Annotated in this window: 21 protein-coding genes; 8 read left to right on the forward strand and 13 right to left on the reverse strand. The window is 70.4% G+C overall.

Translation table 11 applies throughout. The features are described 5' to 3' along the window. Window positions 1–35: 35 nt before the first annotated feature. The 4 genes from JI746_RS20990 to JI746_RS21005 all read right to left on the reverse strand — a co-directional run bounded on the left by JI746_RS20990 (window position 36) and on the right by JI746_RS21005 (window position 2,481). Complete coding sequence (locus JI746_RS20990; RefSeq protein ID WP_201692234.1) at window positions 36–515, reverse strand: nuclear transport factor 2 family protein; 480 nt, start codon at window positions 513–515, stop codon at window positions 36–38. Window positions 516–585: 70 nt separating this feature from the next. Further along, window positions 586–1,665 (reverse strand): ACR3 family arsenite efflux transporter, encoded by a 1,080-nt coding sequence (gene arsB, locus JI746_RS20995; RefSeq protein ID WP_201692235.1) that lies wholly within the window; start codon window positions 1,663–1,665, stop codon window positions 586–588. Between the two features lie 12 nt (window positions 1,666–1,677). Next, on the reverse strand, window positions 1,678–2,139 hold the full coding sequence (locus JI746_RS21000) for an ArsI/CadI family heavy metal resistance metalloenzyme (RefSeq protein WP_201692236.1): 462 nt from the start codon (window positions 2,137–2,139) through the stop codon (window positions 1,678–1,680). 15 nt (window positions 2,140–2,154) lie between these two features. Continuing rightward, window positions 2,155–2,481 (reverse strand): ArsR/SmtB family transcription factor, encoded by a 327-nt coding sequence (locus JI746_RS21005; RefSeq protein WP_201692237.1) that lies wholly within the window; start codon window positions 2,479–2,481, stop codon window positions 2,155–2,157. Between the two features lie 72 nt (window positions 2,482–2,553). On the opposite strand from JI746_RS21005, the gene JI746_RS21010 reads away from it, so the two are divergent. The 3 genes from JI746_RS21010 to JI746_RS21020 all read left to right on the forward strand — a co-directional run bounded on the left by JI746_RS21010 (window position 2,554) and on the right by JI746_RS21020 (window position 6,780). Continuing rightward, on the forward strand, window positions 2,554–3,579 hold the full coding sequence (locus tag JI746_RS21010) for an RNA methyltransferase (RefSeq protein ID WP_201692238.1): 1,026 nt from the start codon (window positions 2,554–2,556) through the stop codon (window positions 3,577–3,579). A gap of 148 nt (window positions 3,580–3,727) precedes the next feature. Then, window positions 3,728–5,359: a sensor histidine kinase gene (locus JI746_RS21015; protein ID WP_201692239.1), complete on the forward strand. Its 1,632-nt coding sequence runs from the start codon at window positions 3,728–3,730 to the stop codon at window positions 5,357–5,359. Beyond that, entirely contained in the window at window positions 5,356–6,780 is a 1,425-nt protein-coding gene (locus JI746_RS21020) for a sigma-54-dependent transcriptional regulator (RefSeq protein WP_201692240.1), read from the forward strand. The genes JI746_RS21015 and JI746_RS21020 overlap by 4 nt, the downstream gene beginning before the upstream one ends. A 241-nt stretch (window positions 6,781–7,021) precedes the next feature. Here the strand turns inward: JI746_RS21020 and JI746_RS21025 are convergent, their stop codons facing one another. From JI746_RS21025 to JI746_RS21045, 5 genes are read right to left on the reverse strand one after another with little or no spacing between them, the layout of a single operon-like run. Then, entirely contained in the window at window positions 7,022–7,357 is a 336-nt protein-coding gene (locus tag JI746_RS21025) for a c-type cytochrome (RefSeq protein ID WP_201692241.1), read from the reverse strand. A 41-nt stretch (window positions 7,358–7,398) separates the two neighbouring features. Then, a complete protein-coding gene (locus tag JI746_RS21030; RefSeq protein WP_201692242.1) occupies window positions 7,399–8,043 on the reverse strand; it encodes a cytochrome b/b6 domain-containing protein in 645 nt (214 codons plus the stop codon). A 10-nt stretch (window positions 8,044–8,053) separates the two neighbouring features. Then, entirely contained in the window at window positions 8,054–9,373 is a 1,320-nt protein-coding gene (locus JI746_RS21035) for a cytochrome c3 family protein (RefSeq protein ID WP_201692243.1), read from the reverse strand. A gap of 32 nt (window positions 9,374–9,405) precedes the next feature. After that, on the reverse strand, window positions 9,406–10,275 hold the full coding sequence (locus JI746_RS21040; RefSeq protein ID WP_201692244.1) for a response regulator: 870 nt from the start codon (window positions 10,273–10,275) through the stop codon (window positions 9,406–9,408). Window positions 10,276–10,284: 9 nt separating this feature from the next. Next, entirely contained in the window at window positions 10,285–10,719 is a 435-nt protein-coding gene (locus JI746_RS21045; RefSeq protein WP_201692245.1) for a response regulator, read from the reverse strand. Between the two features lie 578 nt (window positions 10,720–11,297). Between JI746_RS21045 and JI746_RS21050 the strand changes: the two genes are divergently transcribed. Next, window positions 11,298–13,427 carry a class I adenylate-forming enzyme family protein gene (locus JI746_RS21050; RefSeq protein ID WP_201692246.1) on the forward strand — a complete coding sequence of 710 codons (2,130 nt, stop codon included), beginning with the start codon at window positions 11,298–11,300 and terminating at the stop codon, window positions 13,425–13,427. Here the strand turns inward: JI746_RS21050 and JI746_RS21055 are convergent. Together JI746_RS21055 and JI746_RS21060 are read right to left on the reverse strand one after the other, a co-directional pair. Beyond that, the gene (locus JI746_RS21055) at window positions 13,405–13,815 is read right to left on the reverse strand and encodes a hypothetical protein (RefSeq protein WP_201692247.1); all 411 of its coding nucleotides are present in this window, start codon (window positions 13,813–13,815) and stop codon (window positions 13,405–13,407) included. The two genes, JI746_RS21050 and JI746_RS21055, sit on opposite strands and share 23 nt — an antisense overlap. After that, window positions 13,812–15,530, reverse strand: coding sequence for a multicopper oxidase domain-containing protein (locus tag JI746_RS21060; protein ID WP_201692248.1), 1,719 nt, complete (start codon window positions 15,528–15,530; stop codon window positions 13,812–13,814). Before JI746_RS21060 ends, JI746_RS21055 begins: the two co-directional genes overlap by 4 nt. A 171-nt stretch (window positions 15,531–15,701) precedes the next feature. Between JI746_RS21060 and JI746_RS21065 the strand changes: the two genes are divergently transcribed. Continuing rightward, window positions 15,702–17,210, forward strand: coding sequence for an amidase family protein (locus JI746_RS21065; RefSeq protein WP_236600012.1), 1,509 nt, complete (start codon window positions 15,702–15,704; stop codon window positions 17,208–17,210). On the opposite strand, the gene exaC is transcribed toward JI746_RS21065, so the two are convergent. Beyond that, window positions 17,207–18,727, reverse strand: a complete 1,521-nt coding sequence (exaC, locus tag JI746_RS21070; RefSeq protein ID WP_201692250.1) for an acetaldehyde dehydrogenase ExaC — start codon at window positions 18,725–18,727, stop codon at window positions 17,207–17,209. The two genes, JI746_RS21065 and exaC, sit on opposite strands and share 4 nt — an antisense overlap. Window positions 18,728–18,980: 253 nt before the next feature. On the opposite strand from exaC, the gene JI746_RS21075 reads away from it, so the two are divergent. Beyond that, window positions 18,981–20,939, forward strand: a complete 1,959-nt coding sequence (locus JI746_RS21075; protein WP_201692251.1) for a sigma-54-dependent Fis family transcriptional regulator — start codon at window positions 18,981–18,983, stop codon at window positions 20,937–20,939. 143 nt (window positions 20,940–21,082) lie between these two features. Next, window positions 21,083–21,463, forward strand: coding sequence for a TraR/DksA family transcriptional regulator (locus JI746_RS21080; RefSeq protein WP_201692252.1), 381 nt, complete (start codon window positions 21,083–21,085; stop codon window positions 21,461–21,463). A 12-nt stretch (window positions 21,464–21,475) separates the two neighbouring features. On the opposite strand, the gene JI746_RS21085 is transcribed toward JI746_RS21080, so the two are convergent. After that, window positions 21,476–23,233, reverse strand: a complete 1,758-nt coding sequence (locus tag JI746_RS21085) for a PHA/PHB synthase family protein (protein ID WP_201692253.1) — start codon at window positions 23,231–23,233, stop codon at window positions 21,476–21,478. A 149-nt stretch (window positions 23,234–23,382) separates the two neighbouring features. Between JI746_RS21085 and JI746_RS21090 the strand changes: the two genes are divergently transcribed. After that, window positions 23,383–24,087 carry an ABC transporter ATP-binding protein gene (locus JI746_RS21090; protein ID WP_201692254.1) on the forward strand — a complete coding sequence of 235 codons (705 nt, stop codon included), beginning with the start codon at window positions 23,383–23,385 and terminating at the stop codon, window positions 24,085–24,087. The last annotated feature ends 3 nt before the right edge of the window (window positions 24,088–24,090 follow it).

The raw sequence follows: 24,090 nt of genomic DNA on the forward strand, positions 1-24,090 counted from the left end.
CACCACCCCCCGTTCCCGGGCGTCCGCTCCCCGGCTCAGCTCCCCTGGGCCCAAGTCTCCCCCGTGATGCGCCACGCTCCACCGATGCGCTGCAGCCGCAAGCGCTTGGCGCCGGTGTCCCGGTGCCCGCCCGCCGCATAGCGCTGGGTGAAGGAAACCTCCGCTTCGGAGTCGCCCAGCAGGCGGATGCGCAGCGACTCCAGCTCCACCGAAATCCGGCGCCGGGCCAGGCGCGCACGGCGCGTTCGTTCCCAGTCGGCGCGCGAGCGCGCATCGCCGCGGAAATCGGGCGCGTAGAAACGCAGGTAGGTGTCGGCTTCGCCCAGTTCCCAGGCCAGCTTCCAGGCCTGGAGCATCTGCTCGATTTCGCCGCGCCGCTGGGGTGCGGCCTGCAGCCCTGCGCTCGTGCCGTCGATGGCCAGCACGCGCGGGCCTGCAGCGGCCGGCAGGCAGGCGAAAGCCGCCACGGCAAGGGCGAGCAGCCGGCGCTGCCGGTGCGTGTTCCAGAAAACCAATCCCGTTCCCCAACGACTTCGTTCCGGCCGCGATCATGCCAGCGCGCGGAGGCGCTGGCCCTGCGCCAGGTCACGCCGGGCGCAGCCTTGCCCTCGCCTCGTACCAGGGCTTGCTGCGATTGACGACCCGCACCACCAGCAGCATCACCGGGACTTCGATCAGGACGCCGACCACCGTCGCTAGCGCGGCGCCCGAGGCGAATCCGAACAGGCTGATCGCGGCCGCGACGGCCAGTTCGAAGAAGTTGCTGGCCCCGATCAGGGCCGAGGGGCAGGCCACGCTGTGGGACTCGCCGACGGCGCGGTTCAGCCCGTAGGCGAGTGCCGCATTGAAGAACACCTGGATCAGGATCGGCACCGCCAGCATGGTGATCACCAGCGGTTGCTCCAGGATCGCGCGGCCCTGGAAGGCGAACAGCAGCACCAGCGTGGCGAGCAGCGCGGCGATCGACCACGGCCCCATCCGGGCCAGTGCGGCCTCGAAGGCCTGCGGGCCGCGCCGCAGCAGCGCGCGTCGCCACCATTGCGCGAGCGCGACCGGGATCAGGATGTACAGCAGCACCGAGGCGATCAAGGTGTCCCACGGGACCACGATGGCCGACAGGCCCAGCAGCAAGGCGACGATGGGCGCGAAGGCGAAGACCATGATCGTGTCGTTCAGCGCCACCTGCGACAGCGTGAAGAGCGGATGGCCGTTGGTCAGGCGGCTCCAGACGAAGACCATCGCCGTGCACGGCGCGGCGGCCAGCAGGATCAGCCCCGCGATGTAGCTGTCCGCCTGGCCGGCCGGCAGCCAGGGCGCGAACACGTGCCGCACGAAGATCCAGGCCAGGAGCGCCATCGAGAACGGCTTGACCGCCCAGTTCACGAACAGGGTCACGCCGATGCCGCGCCAGTGCGTGCGCACCTGGTGCAGCGCGCCGAAGTCCACCTTCACGAGCATCGGAACGATCATCACCCAGATCAGCAGCCCCACCGGCAGGTTCACCCGCGCCAGTTCCATGCGCCCCACGGCCTGGAACACGCCGGGCGCCACCTGGCCCAGCCCGATGCCCGACACGATGCACAGGAACACCCAGACCGTGAGATAGCGCTCGAAGACGCTCATGGGCGCCGCCGGCGCCGGGGCGCTCGCCGTTGCGCACTGCATCCGGTGCCCGCCCTAGCAGCAGGAGGACTTCTCCGGCACGCCCGGCGGCTGGCCGGCAGGCGCACGCGGAGTGCAGCAGGCGGCGGCGCCCTGCTCCTGTTCGTTGAACACCGGAATGGTGGCGAGCGTGTGGAAATGCTCCCACGCGATGCCTTGCGGGTCCGTGATCCAGTGCTTGTCGCTGCGGGCATAGCAGCAGCTGGTCTCGCCCTCGTCCTGCAGTGCGAGATCGGCCGCCTGGGCCCGGGCCTTCAGTTCCGACAGTTCCTCCGCGTTGTCGGCCTGGATGCCCAGGTGATCGATGCCGGCGGCGTGGCCGCGCGTGGAGATCGCGAAATTCACCGGCGGGTCCTGCAGCATCCACTTGGCGTAATCGCTCTCGCTGCGCGTGGGTTCGGCTGCGAACAGCTTCGTGTAGAAGGCCAGGCTTTGCTGGAGGTCGTCGACGTGCAGGTGGACGTGGAAGCGCTTCATGGGGACTCCTTCGTTTCAGCAGTGGGTGCAGCCGGGAACCGTGAGTTGCTCGCAGCCCGCGCCCAGGCAGCAATGCGCCGCCAGGTAGTCCATGAGTTCGGACATGCGTTCCAGGGAGGCGCGGTAGACCAGGTTGCGCCCGTCGCGCTCCTGGCTCACCATGCCCGCGTGCACGAGTTCCTTCAGGTGGAACGACAGCGTGGACGACGCAACGCCCAGCATCTGCGCCAGCTCGCTCGGATTCAGGCCCTGCGGCCCGACGCCGACCAGGGCCCGGAAGACCCGCAGGCGAAGCGGCTGCGCCAGGGCAGCGAGGGCGGCGACGGCGGCCTTTTCTTCCATGATTCGACTTTAGTCGAAATGTCGAACGGTGTCGAGTGCCCCCTGGCGGCGCGCTTGGGCACAATCGGCGCCATGACCCGGATCGAGACCCTCGTGCAGCGCCTGCGTGCCGCCGGCGCCGGCCCCACGCACGAACGCCGCATCCTGCGCCTGTGGAGCAACGCGCTGGCGATGGACAGCGGCAAGCGCCGCATCGAGGACTTCCTGCCGGCCTCGCTGCGGGCCGAACTGCCGGCGATCGAGGCCGAACTCGCGGCGCTGGCCCGCATCGTCTCGGTCCATCCCGGCAGCGACGGCTCGGAGCGCCTGCTGGTGCAACTGGCCGACGGCCAGACCGTCGAAAGCGTGCTGCTGCCGCGCGACGGGCTCTGCATCTCCTCGCAGGTCGGCTGCGCCGTGGGCTGCCAGTTCTGCATGACGGGCCGCGGCGGCCTGGTGCGCCAGCTCGGAAGCGCCGAGATGGTGGCGCAGGTCGCCCTCGCCCGCGCTCGCCGGCCGGTGAAGAAGGTGGTCTTCATGGGCATGGGCGAGCCGGCGCACAACCTCGATGCGGTGCTGGAGGCGATCGACCTGCTCGGGACGGCCGGCAACATCGGCCACAAGAACCTGGTGTTCTCCACCGTGGGCGACCCGCGGGTGTTCGAGCGGCTGCCGCGCGAACGCGTCAAGCCTGCGCTGGCGCTGTCGCTGCACACCACGAAGGCGGACCTGCGCGAGACGCTGCTGCCGCGCGCACCGCGCATGACGCCCGAGGCGCTGGTCGAAGCGGCCGATGCGTATGCGCGCGCCACCGGCTACCCGATCCAGTACCAGTGGACGCTGCTGGAAGGCGTGAACGACGGCGAGGACGAACTCGATGGCATCGTGCGCCTGCTGGCCGGCCGCTACGGCGTGCTGAACATGATCCCCTTCAACCGCGTCGACGGCATCGCTTTCCGTCGTCCGAGCTGGGAGCGCGCGGCGGAGATCGCCCGCACGCTGCACCGGCGCGGCATCCTCACCAAGCTGCGCCAGTCGGCCGGGCAGGACGTCGAAGGCGGCTGCGGCCAGCTGCGCGCCCGCACGCTGCGCATCGTGCCGGTCGCGGCCGCGGCCTGATCCGCCTTCCGCCCTGTCGCCCGCCGGCAACAGGGCACGCAGGCACGCGGGCAGGCTCCTTGCGTGCCATCAATAGCCCTCCCCTGCCCGCGGCGCACACTCGGCGTGCCGGCCCTTTCCGCGTCCGGCCGGCCCACCATCCAGCGGCATGTCGCCGAAAAGCCTACAGTTCAAGGTCAGCCTGTACCTCACCCTCGTGCTCGGCGCGGCGATGGTGCTGCTGATCGTGCTGCTGGTGCGGCAGGAGCGCAGCGAGCAGCTGCGCACCATGGTCACCCACATGTCGCAGCTGTCGCAGGTCATCGAGCGCAGCACCCGCTATGCGATGCTGCTGGACGAACCCGAGATCGTCGACAAGATCATCGAGGACATCGGCAAGCAGGAGGGCATCCGCAGCGTGCGCGTGCTGCGCAAGAACGGCACCATCGCGCACTCCAACGTCGCGGGCGAGGTCGGCCGGCACATCGACCGTGACGCCGAGCACTGCTCGCAGTGCCACCAGGGCACGAAGAAGGTGCTGGGCGACGCGCCCCATGCGGTCAAGTGGCGCATCTTCGACACGCCGGAGCGCCAGCAGCTGCTCGGGAACATGGAGGTGATCCGCAACGAGCCGTCCTGCTCGGGTGCCTCCTGCCACCAGCACCCGGCCAGCCAGTCGGTGCTGGGCATCGTCGACATCACCTACTCGCTCGCGGAATTCAACCGCACGATGGCCGACCACGTGGTGAAGATGATCGCGTTCTCGGTCGGCTTCGTGCTGCTGGTCGCGATCGGCGCCGGCTGGCTGCTGCGCCGCCTGATCTACCAGCCGCTGCGCGACCTCGCACGCGGCGCCGGGCGCATCGCCAGCGGCCATTTCGACGAGCCGATCCCGGTGCGCGGCGCCGACGAGTTCGGCCGGCTTGCCGCTTCGACCAACGTGATGATGGCGGCCGTGAGCAAGTCGCACCGGGAACTGCAGGACTGGGTGGACACGCTGGAGGAAAAGGTCAGGGAACGCACCGGGGAACTGCGCCTGGCCGAAGCCGAGGTGGCGCGCGGCGAAAAGCTGGCCTCCATCGGCCAGCTCGCGGCGGGCATCGCGCACGAACTGAACAATCCCCTGACCGGCGTGCTCACCTTCACCTCGCTGATGCGCCAGAACGCGCCCGCGGGCAGCCAGGACGCCGAGGACCTGGACCTCGTGATCCGGGAAACGCGCCGCTGCGCGAGCATCATCCGGCGGCTGCTGGACTTCGCGCGCGAGAAGCCGCCGGAGAAGACGGTGGTGAACCTCAATGAGCTCGCACAGGAAACGGTGCGCTTCGTCGAGCGCTCGGCGGCGCTGCAGCAGGTGGACATCGTGCTGGAGCCCGACCCCGCGCTGCCGCCCGTGCACGCCGACGCCGACCTGATCAAGCAGGTGCTGATGAACATGCTGGTGAACGCGCAGCAGGCCATCGACGGGCCGGGCCGCATCACGGTGCGCACCCGCCTGCACCCCGCGCGCCGCCTGCCGCTGCGCTCCGCGCCGGAGCCGGTGGCGGAGATCGCCATCGCGGACACCGGCTGCGGCATCGCGAAAGCCGACCTGCAGCGCATCTTCGACCCCTTCTACACGTCCAAGGAAGTCGGCAAGGGCACCGGCCTGGGCCTGTCCGTGAGCTACGGCATCGTCAAGGCCCACGGCGGCCAGATCGAGGTAGAGAGCGCGGTCGGCGCCGGCAGCACCTTCCGCATCCTCCTGCCGGCCGCCCTGCCCGTGCGCGAGCCGCACGGCACGCCGGAGACCACCGCATGAAAGCACGCATCCTGATCGTCGACGACGAGGACATCGTCCTGCGCAGTTGCACCCGCATCCTGGCGGGCGATCCCTACGAAGTGGAGTCCGTCCTCGACCCGTGGGAGGCGCTGCGGCGCATCGACGAGAACGGCTACGACATCGTGGTGCTGGACATCATGATGCCCCACATCGACGGCCTGCAGGTGCTGCAGCACGTGAAGGAACGCCACCCGGAGGTCGACGTGATCATGATGACGGGGCTGTCGCAGGTGCAGACCGCCGTCCAGGCCATGAAGCTCGGCGCCTTCGACTACCTGCCCAAGCCCTTCGATCCCGACGAACTGAAGATGGTGGTGGACCGCGCGATCGAGCGCCAGCGGCTGCTGCGCGAAAACCGCGTGCTCAAGTCCGAGGCCGGCGCCCGCTACCGCTTCGAGAACATCGTCGGCGCCAGTGCGCAGATGCAGTCCGTCTACCGGCTCATCGCGCAATGCGCGCCCACCCACTGCACGGTGATGGTCACCGGCGAGAGCGGCACCGGCAAGGAGATGGTGGCGCGGGCGATCCACTACAACAGCCTGCGCAAGGACGGGCCCTTCGTCGCCGTGGACTGCAACACGCTGTCGGAGCACCTGCTGGAAAGCGAACTGTTCGGTCACGTGAAGGGCGCCTTCACCGGCGCGGTGGCGCACAAGCGCGGCATGTTCGAGCTGGCCCACAACGGCACGCTGTTCCTCGACGAGCTGGGCAACATCCCGTTGAGCACGCAGGCCAAGCTGCTGCGCGTGCTGCAGGAGCACGAATTCAAGGCCGTGGGCGACACGCGCACGCAGGCCACCAACGTGCGCATCGTGGCCGCGACCAATGCGGACCTGAAGGCCATGGTGGCCGCCGGCAGCTTCCGCGAGGACCTGTACTACCGCATCAACGTGTTCCCGATCCAGGTGCCGCCGTTGCGTGAGCGCCGCGACGACATCCCTGCCCTCGCCTTCCACTTCCTCAAGGCCTTCTGCGAGGAACTGGGGCGGCCGGTGCCCAGGATTTCCGACGGCGCCATGAGCCTGCTGGTGAACCACGCCTGGCCGGGCAACGTGCGCGAGCTGCAGAACGCGATCCAGCGCGCCGCGATCCTCGCGTCCGACGAGATGATCCGGCAGGCCCACCTCGCCGGCATCCTGGACAGCGCCCCGAAGAGCGAGCTGGAGGTTCCGCGCACCGCGGAAGAACTCAAGCACATCAAGAAGATCGCACGCGAGAAGTCGGTGGAGGACATCGAGAAGCTGTTCGTGCAGGAAACGCTCAAGCGCAACGTCTGGAACGTGACGCGCAGCGCGGAGGCGGCGGGCATGCAGCGCGCCAATTTCCAGGCGCTGATGAAGAAGCACAACATCCGGGTGCGCGACACGGAAGCCCGCGCGGGCGAGGAGCAGCCGGAGTAGGTTGGCAGGGGTTGGAACACCCTTAACGCAAAAGCCGCAGAGGCTACGCAAAAGCCGCAAAAGAAGACTTCCTCAAGGAGGATTCCTTTCGCGGTTTTTGCGCAACTTTTGCGGCTTCTGCGTTGAAGGCTTTCCCGTCCGGGGAAGCATCGACTCGCCTTGCCGGCGAGGCTACAAACAAAAAAGGCCCCGCCGCCGACCCCCGTCGCGGCTGGGCCCTGAAAGATCCTGGCGGCCTTACCTATTGCGCCAGGACCCACTGCACCAGGTTCTTGATCTGGGCAGCGTCCTTGGTGGAGACGGCCTTGTGGTCCTCTTCGCTGCCGTCGTCCAGCTTCACCTTCGGGCTCTTGGTCACGAAGTCGACCAGCTTCGCTTCCGCGTCGGCCTTGCCCTTGTACTTGGCCGCGACCTTCTGGTAGGCCGGGCCCTTCTTCGCCTTGTCGACGGAGTGGCACTTGGTGCAGCCGTTGTCCTTCATGAGCTTCACGGCTGCGTCGCCGTCGACGGCTGCCATGGACGGCAGCGCAAACGCACACAGGACGGCGGCAGCCGCCGCGCAGGTCTTGAACTTCATCTTTCCCTCCTAAGAAGCATGGTTGCCAAAACAGGTTTCCCTCACGACGCCGCCGGCGCCGCGGGTTCGTCCTCGACGTCCTCGAAGCCGGTCACCATCGCCCGGATGTGCGCCGTGGGCGTGTGGCCCAGGGTCGCCAGGTACGGATGGAAGAACAGGTAGAAGACGAAGAAGATGAAGATCAGTACGTGCACCGTGGAGACGACCCGGAGGCCGCCCACCATCTCGATGACGGCGGAGAAGCGCTTGATGTCCCACATCAGCAGGCCGGTGGCGAACTGCATCGGCAGCAGGAACAGCATCAGGATCTGGTAGAGCGTGCGCTGCAGCGGGTTGAACTTGTGGTACGGGTCGATCCGGTGCGGGTTGTGCTCGCCGCGGAACATCCCCCAGCCGTAGTACTTCGCCTGCTCGAACGAGGCATTGGCGAGCTTCACGATGTTGAGCTCGGGGTGGTAGGCCTGGTTGCGCTCGGAGAACAGGTAGAACAGCAGCCAGACGAAGAAGTTGGCGATCAGCGCGAAGCCGACCCAGTTGTGCAGCATCACCGCGGTCTGGAACGGCATCAGGTCGACCAGGTCGAGGTAGCGGACCTGCACGCCGGTCACCACCAGCCCGATGAACAGGATGACGTTGGCCCAGTGCCAGATGCGCACCGGCAGGGGATGGACATAGACCTTGCTCATGGTGATCTCCTCAATCGGTGTCGGATGGATGCCGGGACTGCGCGGCGCGGCGGCGGCGGGCGCTCAGGATCTTCATGGCCAGGTGCGCGCCGGGGAGCAGCACGCCGCCGGCCAGCGCCATCAGCAGCAGGGCGTCGAGGATCGCGATGCGCGTGCCGCCGATGGCGTAGAAGCCGCTCACGGAGCCGATCGATTCGACGGAATTCAGGATGCCCTGCGTCGCGCCCTTGCGCACCGGGCGGCCGTCGGCGCCGATCATGCTGACCGTCACGGCCTGGAAGGCGGCGGCGCCCTGCTTGTGGCAGGTGGCGCAATCCTTCAGCGCCTTGCCCTTGGGGGCCAGCGCATGCGCCTCGACGCCGGTCTGCACTTCGAGCCGGCCGCGCACGAAGCTGCGGCCGTCGGAACCCTTGGCGCTGCTCAGGTCCTGCAGCAGGCTCCACAGGGCCCGCCCGTCCAGGCCGCTGTCGGCGGCCGTGAGCTGCACGAACTGCGGCACGCCCACCTTCTCGGCGGCCTTGGCCTTGTGGCCGGCCCTGGCTTCGTAGATGCGCAGGTCCACCCGGCGCGCGGCGTCGGGGTTGTGGCAGGCGCCGCAGGAGACGGCTTCGAGGTGGTGTTCGGCGTTCGGCAGCCAGCGGGCGTGCGAGGTCACGACTTCCTTGTGGCAGGAGATGCATTGCCCGCGCAGGTGATCGCCGACCGCTGCAGCCTGCACGTCGTGCGTGCGGTGGCAGTCCTTGCACTCCAGGTTCTCGCCCTCGGTGCCGTGCACGCTGGCGGTGAAGGCCTTCGCGATGTCCTTGTGGCACTCCTGGCACAGCGCGTTGTCGGCCGCGTTCGCCTGCTTCAGCGACTTCGTGGCGTGCGGGTCGTGGCAGTTGGCGCACAGCGGCGCCTTGTCGCTGCCGTTGCGGACCAGCGCCCAGTGCACGCTGTCGTCGTACTTCTTCATCGTCTTCTGGTGGCAGTCGCGGCAGGTCTCGGTGGACTCCACGGCGTGGCTGCGCTTGCTGGCCATCTTCTGCTCGTTGCCGGCCTTGCCGTGCGTGGCCGTGTCGATCTGCGAGTGGCAGCCTTCGCAGCCTTCGCGCGCATGCCTGGAAGCCGCGAAGGCCTCGGGCGCGACATACAGCGACAGGGTCTCGCCGTTGGCCAGCGTCTTGCGCGCGCCCGGTCTGGCATGGCATTCGAGGCAGGCCTGGTCTTCCTTGGAGAGCCTGGCTTCGCCGGGGTCGGCGGCCTGCACCGGCCCCGACACCAGCACGAAGGCCAGGGCCAGGGCCGCTGCCGCGAAGGCGGCGAGCTGGGATCGGTAACTGCGTTTCATGGGTCCTCCGGGGGTCGGGTGCGTGGGCTCGTTCAGCTCGCCCGCACGAACACGGTCTTGACGCCGAGCCAGGCCAGGGCGGCGAGGCCGACGAAGGGCGCCACCAGGATCCAGGCCAGGCCGAGGAACGGGGCCGCGACGATGCCTGCAGCGACCTTGGCCGCACCGGCAAACCCGCGGTTCTCGGTCTCAGCGACGATGGGGCTCGCCGCCTCGGGCGCGACGGCCGGCACTTCGGCGACGGGCGCCGGTGCCGGTTCCTGCGCGACCGCGACCTCGTCCGGCGCTTGCGCCTGGCCCGCATCCTTGCCCTTGATGGCCAGCCAGGCCAGCATGCCGAGGCCCACGAAGGGCAGCAGCACCGCATACAGCAGGCCGATGAAGGGCGCCGCGAGGAACAGCGCCATGTTGCGCAGCGTGCGCAGCACGCCGACCTTCTGCGGCGCTGCGGCGGCAGGGGCCGCGGCGGCCGGCGCGGCGATCGGCGACGCCAGCGGCGCCGGTTCCGTGCGCGGCGCCGTCACGCCTTCCATGACGGTGCGCACGGCCTTCTCGGCGCTGTCCTCGATCATCTCGGGCGACAGCGGCTTGTGCAGGAACTCGCTCACGCCGCAGGCCAGGGCCCGCGCCTCGCTGGCCGGCGAGCCGTAGCCGGTGACGATCACCACCGGCGTCCAGGGTTGTGCCGCGCGCACCCTTTCGGCCACCTGCAGTCCGTCCATGCCGGGCATGCGCAGGTCCGTGAACACGGCGTCGAACTTCTCGGCCTTCAGCCGGTCGAGGGCCTGCTGCCCGTTTTCAGCGGCCACCACCAGGTAGCCCTTGCCGGAGAGGACGCGCTTGAAGCTCGCTCCCACCACCGGATCGTCGTCGACGACGAGAAGTTTGCGCAGTGCTGTCATGATGTGCCCCTAGTGAGTGAGATGTGACGAGACCGTCCCGGCCTGGCACGCGCTGTCGTCGTGCAGGGCCCAGAGCTTGTGCAACATGGCGGCGTTGGCCGCCGCGATCACCTGGGCCGGCCCCACGGGCTTGGTCAGGTAGTCGTAGGCACCGAGCGAGACGGCTTCCTTGGCGGAAGCGACGGTGGGGTAGCCGGTGATGATGATCACCTCGCTGTCCGGCCATCGCGCCTTCAGCTCGCGCAGCACCTCCAGTCCGTCCATGCCCGGCATGCGCAGGTCCAGCAGCACGAGGTCGAAGGGTTCTTCGTCCATCGCCTGCGAGACCTGGCCCCAGGTCCACACCGCCTTGAGCTGGCAGTCGGCGCCGGCCAGGATGCGCATGTAGCTGAGGCGGACGACTTCTTCGTCGTCGACGATCAGGATCCTGGTGGCGGGCTTCATGGCGGGGTGGCTGGTGGTTGCGCTTGCCCTGCTCACTGCATCACTCGTGCCACGCGCCGTGCGCGCGGCGTTTCTCCTTTCATGACAGGCACTTGCGAGTTGGAAGCGGTCCCCGTGGCGGGCCCGCGAAAGGGCGCGAAGTACATGCGGGACATGCAGCCCGCTGCGACGCTCCAGGGGATCTGCAATGGAATCAAGGACTTCGGCCGCTGCGGGGGTGCTGCGCGGCGGCATGCACCCCGTTGCGCCGGAAGGCAGTCGCTGCGAAATGTCCCTGGGGTCCACGCCGACATCGTCGCGCCGCGATCGTGCAAATGGCACGCGCGCGCGCAGCGGGTGCATGAACCTTGACGTCCGTCAACGGCCCACGCGGCGCAGGGGCATCACCGCCCGACCTCGGGACTGACCCTGAGGCCGCAGCCAATCTTGAGGCACGTCAACGTCGCCGCGGCACGCGCGCTGTTTACTGCAACGCGCAGCGACCCCAGAACAAGCAGGAGACAAAGTCTTATCCGCGCCCGCACCGCGGGCCTTGCCGCGCCCTGCTGCGGCCCGTCCCGCTGCGCGTGGAGACTGCCATGGTCCGCATTGCGCCAGAGACCGAGACGACGCCCTTCCTGTGTGCCAACGCACCGACGCAGTGGCACTGCCCGGACTGCGGCGTCATCAGCATCGGCTTTGCCTTCCCCTACGGCCGCTGTCCGCATTGCGGCGGCCAGATGGCGCTGCTGCACGAGCCGCGCCGCCTCGGCCCCGACCAGGCGGCGCAGCACGCGGTGCGGCTCGCCTTCGAGATCGAGCTCGGCGGACGCGCCTTCTACCAGCGCGCCGCCGCCGAGACGACGGACGACACGCTGCGCCTGCTGTTCTCGCAGTTCGCGCTGATGGAGGGCGAACACATGGAGACGCTGAGCGATCGCTACCGCGTCGACGTTCCGGTGCCCTCGCCGGGATTCCGCATCGAGCTGGCCGCCCTGTTCGCGCACGTGGAGCACCGGCCGCAGGATCCCGACAACCTGTTCCGCATCGCCATCGCGCTGGAGGAACGCGCGGCGGCCTTCTTCCGCATGCGCGCGGCGGTCGCGCCGGCCGGCTCCTCCGAGCAGCAGCTGTACCTGGAGCTCGGCGCCGAGGAGATCGAGCACGCCGACATCCTCACCACGGCCTATCAGGAGTGGCGCGCCCGCCAGCCGGCGGCCGAGGCGCCTCCCGCGCAGGAAGTGGCGCCAGCCGTCGGCCCGGCGCCGCTCAATGGCGCGGAACTGCTGCTGGCGCAGGGCGAGGCCGACCAGGTAGCGCTGGTGTGCGGGGACCAGCAGCTCACGTATGCGCAGTTGCGCGACCGGGTCGCGCGCGCGGCCGGCGCCTGGAAGGCGCGCGGGCTGCGGCCGGGCGACCGCGTCGCCGTCAAGCTGCCGGATGGCATCGACTGGGTGGTGGCCTTCCTCGGCACCATCTGGGCCGGCGGCGTCGCGGTGGCCGTGAACCCGCACGTCCCGGCCGCCGAATGGAACTACATCCTCGACGAGGCGGGCTTCGCCATCATCCTGGCGGAGCATGCCGACGACACGCCCGCGCCGTGGGGCGGCCGTGTGATCCAGCTCGAGCCGGGCCGGCATGAAGTGACCGCCGCCGAGCCGGTGCGGGCGCACCGGGTCGACGACGACACGCCGGCGTTCTGGTGCCATTCCTCCGGCACCTCGGGCAAGCCCAAGGCGGTGGTGCACCGGCACCGCTTCGCGCGCGAGATCGAGCGCGTCTCGTGCGAGCGCCTGGGCATCACCGCGCAGGACCGCCTGTTCGCCACCTCGCGCCTGTTCTTCTCCTATCCGCAGACCAACAGCCTGTTCGCGGGGCTGAAGATCGGCGCCACCGTCATCCTCGATCCGCAGTGGCCCACCGCGGCATCGGCCGCCGCGATCGTGGAACGCCAGCGACCCACCGTGTTCTTCAGCGTGCCCTCGCTGTACCGCAACCTGCTGCACGCCGGCCTGGCCCCCGCGATCGTCGCCGCGGGCGTGCGCCTGTGCGTCTCGGCCGGCGAGATGCTGCCGGCGAGCCTGCGCGACGCCTGGCGCAAGGCGACCGGGCTGGAGATGATCGACGGCTACGGCGCCTCCGAAACGCTGGTGCTGGTGCTGACGGCGCGCGGCGACGACGACGGCCTGCAGCCCTCACCGGGCGTCGAGGTGCATCCCCTGGACCCCGAGGCCGCGGCGGCGGGAATGCCGACCCGACTGAGCTTCCACGTCTCGACGCTGGCGCGCGGCTACCTCGATCGACCCGCCGCGCAGGCGCAGTCCTTCCGGGGCGACGCCTTCTGCCCGGCCGACCTGTTCGTGCCCACGCGCGGCGGCGGCTGGCGCTTCGCCGGTCGCGAGGATTCGCTGGTGAAGATCCGCGGCCGCTGGGTCAACCTGGTGGAGCTGGAGGAGAAGCTCGCCGCCGGCGTGCCGGGCGTGCTCGAGGCGGCGACGGTCTGCGTGCCGGACGAGGACGGCGTCGATTCGGTCGTGCTGTTCTTCGCCGCCAGGCCGGGCGAAGCGGCGCGCGCCGAAGAAGGCCTGCGGGCCCGCGCGGCGAGCCTGCGGCCGCACGAGCGGCCGCGGTCCTTCCACGACGTGCCCGCCCTGCCCCGCACGGCCACCGGCAAGCTGCTGCGGCGCAAGCTGGCGGACGCGTTCGTCAACGGGGTGGCGGCCGCGTAGGCACTACGGGGGAGCCGCCTTCCACCCGCAGGATGGCGAGTCGCGTGCCGGCCGGCAGTGCCGCCTGCACGGCCAGGACGGCGGCCTGCGCCGACTGCTGTTTCGGATCGAGCACGAAGGACACGGCGGCCGGCTCCGCGGACACGCGCACGCTGCGCGCTTCGACGCCGCGCACGCGCGCCGCCGCCACGCGCGCACGCTGCACGTCGCGCAAGCCCACGACGTCGCAATAGACCACCAGGCGGCCGCGCGCCAGCGCATCCTGCACCGAGCGGTAGTCGTAGGTCGCGGCCACCTTGTCTTCGATGCAGACCCCGCACGCCTGCGCCGGTGCGCCCAGCAGCAGCGCGAGCGCGCCGCCGAGCGCCGCACGGGCCGCCGCCTTCATCGCCGCGCTCCCGAGCCCGCGCCGGCAGGCGCCGAAGCGCCGCGCTGCGTCGCCGGCGCGGTCGGGCTCGGCATGCCCGAGGCTGGCGAAGCCGCCGCACCTGGCGTGGTGCCCGGCGCCGCCGCACCCGGCGTCGTGCCCGTGGCGGGCGAGCTCGCGCCGGTGCCGCCCGCGGCCGGCGCGCTCGCCCCAGCAGCCGGCGCACTTGCGCCGGGCACGGCCGCCGCCGCCGTCGCCGTCGCCGTCGGCTGGATGTTGGCGTCGGCCCACTTGAAGTATTCGATGTAGCCCTTGATCTCCTCGTCGCTCAGGCCCTGGTTGGGCATCGGGATCTTCCAGCGCTCCAGCATCGCCTTGGCGGTGGGGTCGGTCTGCAGCATCTGCTCGGGCGACTTCAGCCAGCGCGTGAGCCACGCGGTGTCGTGCCGCTTGGTGGTCCCCAGCAGGTCGGGGCCGAGCTTGTCGCCGCCGCCCAGCGAGTGGCAGGCCAGGCACTTGGACTGGAACGCTAGCTGGGCGCGCTGCGCGGTGGGATCGGTCGGCACCATCTGCGTCGCCGGGATGTTGTGGTGTTCCGGGTCGCCCTGCACGTTGCCGGCGGCGATGAAGCCGATGGCGCCCTGCGACGCATTGGCGAAATGGTGGTCCACCATCACGTAGTTGCCGGCCTCGGGGATCATGAATTCCACGATCGCGCTGTTGGACGAGCCGAGCAGCACGGTCTGCGCGCCGCGCAGCTGGTTGTCCGGGTTGCCCTCGAGCCAGACGCGGTCGAAGATCGTGCCGACGACGTGGAAGCTGGAGGTGTTGGAGGGGCCCACGTTCAGCACGAACAGGCGCACGCGCTCGCCCGGGTTGGATACCAGGGGCTTGTCGACCATGCCGTTGTAGCGGCCGTTGAACACGGTGTAGGTCGGCGCCTTGGTGCGCACGCGCGCGCCGTCCAGCACGTACAGCGGCGCGCCGTCCACCTTGCGCTTGTCGGGGTCGAGCCGGGTGTAGAACTCGCTCTGCACCACCGCGTACTCGCGGTCGGCCTTTGTCGGGTAGCCGCCGCGCGGCTCCACGATCATCATGCCGTACATGCCCGAGGCGATGTGTTCCAGCACCATCGGCGTGCCGCAGTGGTACATGTACACGCCCGCGTAGTTGAGCGTGAACTCGAAGGAGATCGTCTGCCCCGGCGCGATCGACTTGTACTTGTCCCCGGGCGAGACCATCGCCGAGTGGAAGTCCATCGAGTGCATCATCGGTGCGGCCTGCAGGCTCACGCCCGGCATCACCTCGTCGGACCGGTTGGTCATGCTGAACTTGATGCGGTCGCCCACCCGGGCACGGATCACCGGCCCCGGCACCGTGTCGCCGAAGGTCCAGGCGCTGAACTTCACGCCCGGTGCGATCTCGATGATCTTGTGCGTCGTGTCCAGCCGCACTTCCTTCACCGGTGAGGGATCCAGCGGCTGGAGCGCGGGCCCGGGACTGATCGCGTTGCCGAACGCGAAGGTGCCGGTGTGCCGGTCGGCCGAGACCACGGAAGGCGTGGGCTTCAGGTCCATCTTCGAGACGTCGTAGTCGTCGGCGGGGCCGCTGCGGGCGGCCGGCGCGGACGCCGGTGCCGATGCCGGCGTCGCCGCGGGTTGCTCCGGGATGCGCTCGCTGCACGCGGCGAGCAGTGCGAGACCGGCCAGGATGAGGAGAACGGAACGTGGCAGCATGCGGGCGTCCTTCGCGTCTTCAGGGCGGCTGAGTCTAGCCACGGACGACAGTTTCGTGGGGCGAAGGCGCGTCGCAGCGCGGCCTCAGTGTCGGCGGGAAATGAGGTGAGCGACAGTCCCGGATAGCGTGCGTTCTTTCTTCTGATGAGGGCTGCTGTCCATAATCGGCGCATGCCTGCGCCCCTGACCTGCCCCTTCACGCTCGAGGAAGCCACCATCGCCGGCGTGCACGCCGCGTACCGCAGCGGTGCGCTGAGCACGGTCGAACTGGTGCGGGCCTGCCTCGCGCGCATCGAGGCCTACGACCGCCATGGCCCTGCCCTGCGCGCCCTGCTGGCCGTGAACCCGCGCGCGCTGGAAGAAGCGGCACGGCTCGACGCGGCCTGGCGCGCCGACCCGCGGCGCGCCGGGCCGCTGCACGGCATCCCGGTGATCCTGAAGGACAACTTCGACACCTGCGACCTGCCCACCACCGGCGGCAGCGTGGCCATGCGCGAGTCGCGGCCGCGCACGGACGCCTTCACCGTGGAGCGCCTGCGCCAGGCGGGCGCCCTGATCCTGGCCAAGTCCAACCTGCAGGAGTTCGCGCGCGGCGGCATCTCGATCAGCAGCCTGGGCGGGCAGACGCTCAACCCGTACGACCTCACGCGCACGCCCGGCGGCTCCAGCGGCGGAACCGGCGCCGCGATCGCGGCCGGCTTCGCGCTGGTGGGCACCGGCAGCGACACCGGGCAGTCGATCCGCTCGCCGGCCTCGGCCTGCTGCCTGGTGGGCGTGCGGCCCACGCGCGGGCTGGTGAGCCGCGCCGGCGTGATGCCCAACAGCCTGACGCAGGATGAAGCCGGCCCCATCGCCCGCACGGCGGAAGATGCCGCGCGCCTGCTCGACGTGATGGCGGGCTTCGATCCCCGCGATCCCGTGACCGCGCTGGGGGTCGGCCGCGCCCCCGGCAACTACGCCTCGGCCTTGCGGGCCGACGCGCTGCACGGCGCGCGCATCGGCCTGCTGGAGAACCTGTGCGGCAACGAGGAGCGGCACGCGCCGGTCAACGCCGTCATGGAGCAGGTCGTGCGTGTCATGGAGGGCCAGGGCGCGACGCTCGTGCGCCTGCGCATCGACGGGCTCGAGGAGCTCGCCAGCCGCGTCAGCACCGATCGCTGGGAGGCGCGCGCGGCCTTCGATGCCTACTTCGCCGGGCTCGGACCGGATCAACCGGTCACCAGTTTCCGCCAGCTCGTGGCGACGCAGACGGCCGTGCCGGAGATCCAGCGGGCGATGGAAGCCGAACTCGCGATCGAGGACGGCCTGGCCGACCCGGAATACCTGCAGCGCCTGGCCAACCGCGACCGGCTGCGCGTGCTGCTGGCCTCGCGCATGGCGCAGCTGCGCCTGGACGCCCTCCTCTATCCCCTGCAGCGCATCCTGGTGGTGCCCACCGGCTGCACGGAGCAGGCCGAGCGCAATGGCGTGCTCTCGCACGGCACCGGCTTTCCCGCGGTCACTTTCCCGGGCGGCTTCTCGCAGCCGACGGCGAGCGCGCCGCTGGGCGTGCCGGTCGGCGCGGAACTGCTGGGGCCCGACTTCAGCGAGGCGCGGCTGCTGTCCTATGCCCACGCCTTCGAGCAGGCGGCGCGCATGCGCAAGGCCCCGCGCAGCACGCCGCCGCTGTCAGGCTCCTAGAAGAAGCCCAGCGCCTTCGGGCTGTAGCTCACCAGCAGGTTCTTGGTCTGCTGGTAGTGATCGAGCATGACCTTGTGGGTTTCGCGCCCGATGCCCGACTCCTTGTAGCCGCCGAACGCCGCGTGCGCCGGGTAGGCGTGGTAGCAATTGGTCCACACGCGGCCGGCCTGGATGGCGCGGCCCATGCGGTAGGCGCGGCTGCCGTCGCGCGTCCAGACGCCGGCGCCCAGGCCGTAGTGCGTGTCGTTGGCGATCTGCAGCGCTTCCGCCTCGTCCTTGAAGGTGGTCACGGCCAGCACCGGGCCGAAGATCTCCTCCTGGAAGATTCGCATCTTGTTGTGGCCCTTGAACATGGTCGGCTGGATGTAGTAGCCCTCGACCAGCTCGCCCGGCAGCTTGGCGCGGTCGCCGCCGACCAGCACCTGCGCGCCCTCTTCGCGGCCCAGCTTCAGGTAGGACTGGATCTTGTCCATCTGCTGCAGCGAAGCCTGCGCGCCCATCATCGTCTCGGTGTCGAGCGGGCTGCCCTGCTTGATCGCCTTGACGCGCTGGATCGCGCGTTCCATGAAGCGGTCGTACATGGAAGCCTGGATCAGCGCGCGCGACGGGCAGGTGCAGACCTCGCCTTGGTTGAAGGCGAACAGCACCAGGCCCTCGATCGCCTTGTCCAGGAATTCGTCGTCGGCGGCGGCGACATCGTCGAAGAAGACGTTGGGCGACTTGCCGCCCAGTTCCAGCGTGGCCGGGATCAGGTTGGTGGCCGCAGCCTGGGCGATCGCGCGGCCGGTGGCGGTGGAGCCGGTGAAGGCGAGCTTCGCGATGCGCTTGCTGGTGGCCAGCGGCGTGCCCGCTTCCTTGCCGAAGCCGTTGACGACGTTGACCACGCCGGCCGGCAGCAGGTCGGCGATCAGCTCCATCAGCACCAGGATCGACACCGGGGTGGATTCGGCGGGCTTGAGCACCACGCAGTTGCCGGCGGCGATGGCGGGCGCGAGCTTCCACGCGGCCATCAGGATCGGGAAGTTCCAGGGAATGATCTGGCCGACCACGCCCAGCGGCTCCTGGAAGTGGTAGGCGATCGTGTCCGGATCGATCTCGCTCAGCGCGCCTTCCTGCGAGCGCAGGCAGCCGGCGAAGTAGCGGAAATGGTCGGCCGCCAGCGGGATGTCGGCGGCGAGCGTCTCGCGGATCGCCTTGCCGTTGTCCACCGTCTCGGCGTATGCGAGCTTCTCCAGGTTGGCGTCGATGCGGTCGGCGATCTTCAGCAGCACGCTGGCGCGCACGGCGGCCGGCGTGCGGCCCCAGGCCGGCGCGGCGGCATGGGCGGCATCGAGGGCGCGCTCGACGTCCTCGGCGGTCGAACGCGCAGCCTGCGTGTACGGCTGGCCGTTGATGGGCGTCAGCACGTCGAAGTACTGGCCGCGCACGGGGGCCACGAACCTGCCGCCGATGAAGTTGTCGTAGCGGGTCTTGAAAGCGACGGGGGCGCCGGCGGCACCAGGCTTGGCAAAGATCACGTCTTGTCTCCGGATGGTGGATGGAAGGAAGCGCAGCGGGCGCCTCCGTCCCTTCGATTGCACGGCGCGTGCCACCGCACGGTTTCGGCGCCGGATGGCTGCAAGCGTGCAGAAAGGCAGCCGCCATACGGTGCGTGTCGTGCCAGGCCGGCGCAGTTGCGCCAGCGGGGTGTGTCAGAACGGAACAGGCGCTTGCGATTTGGCGCGAAACCGCACGCGCCGCCGCCGCACAATGCGCGACAGGAGACCCAGCATGCGACCCAACGCCAGCGGACAGGTCATCGCCCAGCGGCCGGCACCCGGCGGACTGCGCCTGGCCAAGCGCGCCTTGCTCGAAGGCCGCGAACTGTCCGCCAGCGTGGTCGGCCCGGAGCTGGCGCGCTCGTGGCAACGCAGCCTGCGGGCCGGCCTGCAACCGGCCGGGCGCATGCCGGGCGCCCCGCACGCCTCCGGGCCTCAACTCGCCCGCGCGCTGGAACTGCAGCGCGAACTGGTGGCGCACGCCCGGCCCGTCATGGAGTTCCTGGCCGAACAGACCGACGGCACGGAGAGCATGGTGATCCTGGCCGGCACCGACGGTGTCGTGCTGCAGGCCCTGGGCGACCTGCAGTTCGTGAGCCGCGCCGAACGCGTCGCGCTGCGCCCGGGCGCGACCTGGTCGGAACAGGTGCGCGGCACCAATGCGATCGGCACCGCGCTGGCCGAAGGCCAGGCGATCGTCGTGCACTCCGAGGAACACTACCTGGAGCGCAACGCCTTCCTCACCTGCGCGGCGGCGCCCATCCTCGCCCCGGGCGGACAGTTGCTGGGCGTGCTCGATGTCTCCGGCGACCACCGCGGCTACCACCCGCACACCATCGGCCTGGTGCGCTCCGCCGCCCGCATGATCGAGCATCGCCTGTTCGAGACGCGCCACGACGCGCGCCACTGGCCCGGGCTGGTGCTGCGCCTGCATGCGCAGCCGGAAGGCATCGGCACCCTTGCCGAAGGCCTGCTGGCGGTGCGCGAGGACGGCGCCCTGGCGGGTGCCAACCGCGCTGCGCTGGCCATGCTGGGGCTCGACTGGCCGCGGCTCGCGCGTTGCCGCGTGGAGGACGTGCTGGCCGAGCCGGTGCCCCTGCTCATGGACTGGGTCCGGCGCTCGCCCTCGGTGCCGCGGATCGTGCACGTGCACGGCGGGGCCGCGCTGTGGGTGCGGATGGAGGCGGGACGGCCCATCGCCGCGTCGCGCGGCGCCGCGCCGGTGTCGACGGTGGAGGAAGCCGCCGCCGTCGATGCGCTGGCTGCGCTCGACACCGGCGACCTCGCGCTGCGCGCGACGCTGCAGCGCGCGCGCAAGCTCGCCCCCAGCGCCATCCCGCTGCTGGTGCAGGGTGAATCGGGCGCCGGCAAGGAGGTGCTGGCCCGCGCCATGCACGCCTCCAGCCCGCGCCGTGGCCATGCCTTCGTCGCCGTCAATTGCGCCGCCCTGCCCGAGGCGCTGATCGAGGCGGAGCTGTTCGGCTACGAACGTGGCGCCTTCACCGGCGCCGCGCGCGAAGGGGCGACCGGCCGCATCCGCGAGGCGCATGGCGGCACGCTGTTCCTCGACGAGATCGGCGACATGCCGCTGGCCCTGCAGACCCGCCTGCTGCGCGTGCTGCAGGACCGGCAGGTCACGCCCCTGGGCGGCGGCAAGGCGGTCGGGGTGGACTTCTGGCTGATCTGCGCCACCCACCGCGACCTGCGCGCGCAGATCGAGGCCGGGCGCTTCCGGGAGGACCTGTTCTACCGCCTCAACGGCTTCACGCTCAAGGTGCCGGCCCTGCGGGCGCGCAGCGACCTGGAGGCACTGCTGGCCACGCAGCTCGCGCAGCTGCTGCCGGGGCGCGAGGTGCAGGTCGAGGATACGCTGCTGGCGGCGCTGCGCGCCTACGCCTGGCCCGGCAACCTGCGCCAGCTGGCCAGCACGCTGCGCACCGCCTGCGCCCTGCTCGATGCGCAGGAGAGCGTGATCGGCTGGCACCACCTGTGCGACGACCTCGCGGAGCAGCTGCGCCCGCAGGAGCCGACGGACAGCGCCGGCGCGCAGCCCGAAGACCTGCGCAGCATCTCGCGCGACGCGATCCGGCGCGCCCTGGACGACGCCGGCGGCAACGTCTCGGAAGCAGCCCGGCGCCTGGGCATCAGCCGCAACACGCTGTACCGGCGCATCGGCGAGACGAGCGCCTGAGGAAAAGGAGGCCCCCCGTAAAGCCCGAGCCGGCGACCTTCTGGGAGCGAGGATGCGGGCTGGCGCCCCATCCTTGCTCCAGATCAAGACGCCGGACGGCCCGCTGTCCAGAATCGCCTGAGGTTCCGTCCTGCAGTTTCGCCATGCCCGTTCTCGTCGCCTCGCCCGTCACGCAGCAGCTCGCCGCGAAGCTGCGCCTGCGCGCCGCCGAACTGAGCGCCCTGCTGCAGCAGCATGCCGGCGCGGCCGTGCTCGCCACGGACAATCCGCCCGACGTGCTGGACTTCAAGGACGTCGCGGCCGGGGACCGGCAGGCCATCATCGACGAGGCCGCGCTGGCCAGCGCCACCGCGGAGCTGCAGCGGATCGTCGCGGCCCTGCGGCGCCTGGGCGACGGAAGCTACGGCGAATGCCAGGACTGCGGCGAGCCGATCGACGAGCGCCGCCTGTTCGCGCTGCCGGCCACGCCGTTCTGCACCGCGTGCCAGGCGATCCACGAGCGGCCGGCCATGCCGCGCCGCTGAGCGCTTCCCACCCTACTGCTGGAACACATGGGTGCCGGGCGCCGGCACCACCTTGCCGTCGAAGCGCACGTCGGGCACCTTGCGCGCCGGCACATAGGCGCTGCCATGGTGGTGCAGCCAGGTGTTCCAGCAGGCCCACCAGGAGCCGCGCTCCGGCTGCGCCGCGGCCAGCCAGGCCTGCGGGTCGGCCGGTGGCTGTTCGTCGAGCGGGTGGTCGGCCCAGCGATAGCTCGCCTTCGCGTTGGCGGCGGGGCCGCTCACGGGGTTCACGACGCCCACGTTGTGGCCGCCGGCCGTCAGCACGAAGCGCGCCGGCGCATGGGCCAGGCGCAGCACCTTGAACACCGACGGCCAGGGCGAGACGTGGTCCCGCTCGGTGCCCAGCACGAACAGCGGCACCCGGATCGAGCGCAGGCAGATCGGCAGGCCGCGGAAGCGGTACTCGCCGTCGGCCAGCTGGTTGTCCATGTACAGGCGCCGCAGGTACTCGCCATGCATGCGCGCGGGCAGCCGGGTGGCGTCGGCGTTCCAGGCCCGCAGCGCGTTCATGGGCGTCTCCGCGCCCATGAGGTATTCGTGCAGCAGCTTGGACCACACCAGGTCCTTCGAGTTGATCAACTGGAAGGCGCCCGCCATGCGGCGGCCATCGAGCACGCCCGACTCGGCCATCAGGTCCTCGAGGAAGGCGACCTGGCTTTCGTCCATGAACAGGCCCAGTTCGCCGGGCTCCTGGAAGTCGACCTGGCCGGCGATCAGGGTGACCGTCTTCAGCGGATGCTCCTTGCGAGCGCCGAACACGGCGGCGCCCATGGCGAGCAGCGTGCCGCCCAGGCAGTAGCCGGCGGCGTGGATGGCCGTGTCGGGGCACAGGCGCTGCACCGCCGCGACGGTGTCGAGCACGCCGGCATCGAGGTAGTCGTCCAGCCCGATGTCGCGGTCGGCCGCATCCGGGTTGCGCCAGGACACGATGAACACCGTATGGCCCTGGTCCACCAGGTACTTGACCAGCGAATCGTCCGGCGTGAGGTCGAGGATGTAGTACTTCATGATCCACGAGGGCACGATCAGCACCGGCTCCTTGCGGACCTTGGCCGTGGTCGGTGCGTACTGGATCAGTTCGACCAGCGCGTTGCGATGCACCACCTTGCCCGGCGTGAGCGCGACGGCCTCGCCGGGACGGAAGGCCTCGACGCCGCGCGGCGGGCCCCCGGCGGCGACGGCGAGCGCATCGCGCCACCAGTTGCCGCAGCCGTGCAGGAAGTTCACGCCGCCCTGGCGCGCGGTTTCCCGCAGCACCTGCGGATTGAGCACCGGCGAGTTCGAGGGCGACAGCATGTCCAGCCACTGGCGCACCGTGAAGGCGGTGACGTCTTCGTGGTGCTGCGACACGCCGCGCACGTCGGTCGTCGCCTCGCCCCACCATTGCTGCGTGAGCAGGAAGGCCTGCGCCAGCGCGTTGAACGGCGGCAACTGCCACTCCGCATGGCTGAAGCGCCGGTCGTCGGGCGGCGCCTCGATGCAATGCGGCGTGTCCGGCTGCCAGCTGCTGCGCGCGACGTAGTTCCACCACCCCAGGCCCTTCAACCAGGCACTGGTGGCCAGCGCCGACTGCTTGGACGGCAGCACCGCCAGGTGCGTGAGCCAGTCCACGTGCGCCAGCGCCACCGAGGCGGGCGAGATGCCGTTCGCCATGCGCACCAGGGCGCTCTTCAGGGGCAGGTCCAGCGGATCGGGACGCGGGGCGGGCCTGCCGTTCGGGGATGCCGTCATGGGTCGATGGTCGATGTTGCCTGCCGCGCGATGCTTGCCGTGGGTCAAGAAGGCGTTGGCTTGCCAGGGCCGCCTGTTGCGCGGACGCGGCGGGCGCGGCCCTTGCGACAGATCAAGGCATCCCCCTCCCCGCTGCCTACATTGGCTCCATGGCCCCGGTCCTGCGCGCGCACGCGCTGTCCAAGGTGTACGGCCACGGCGACTCCGCGGTCCACGCGCTGCGCTCCGTCGACCTGGCCGTGGCGCGCGGCGAATTCGTGGTCCTGCTGGGCGCCTCCGGCAGCGGCAAGTCCACGCTCCTGAACATCCTCGGCGGGCTGGACGTCCCGACCTCGGGCGAGCTGTTCTTCGAGGACCAGCCGCTGCACGGCGCGAGCGACGAGACGCTGACCGGCTACCGGCGCGCGCATGTCGGCTTCGTGTTCCAGTTCTACAACCTGATCCCCAGCCTCACGGTGGCCGAGAACGTCGCCCTGGTCACGGACATCGCGAGCCGGCCGATGCCGGTCGACGAGGCCGTGGCGCTGGTGGGCCTGACGCCGCGGAGCAGGCACTTTCCCTCGCAGCTCTCGGGCGGCGAGCAGCAGCGGGTGGCGATCGCGCGCGCCATCGCCAAGCGGCCGCAGCTGCTGCTGTGCGACGAGCCGACCGGCGCGCTGGACTACGCGACCGGCAAGCTGGTGCTGGAAGTGATCGCGCGGATCAACCAGGAGCTCGGCACCACCGCCCTGGTGATCACGCACAACGCCGCCATTGCCGGCATGGCGGACCGGGTGCTGCGCGTCTGCGACGGGCGCATCGCGAGCGAGGAGCGGCCCGCGCGCCGGCTGACTCCGGCCGAACTCGCCTGGTGATGC

The organism is Ramlibacter alkalitolerans (genome assembly GCF_016722765.1).
GTDB lineage: Bacteria > Pseudomonadota > Gammaproteobacteria > Burkholderiales > Burkholderiaceae_C > Ramlibacter > Ramlibacter alkalitolerans.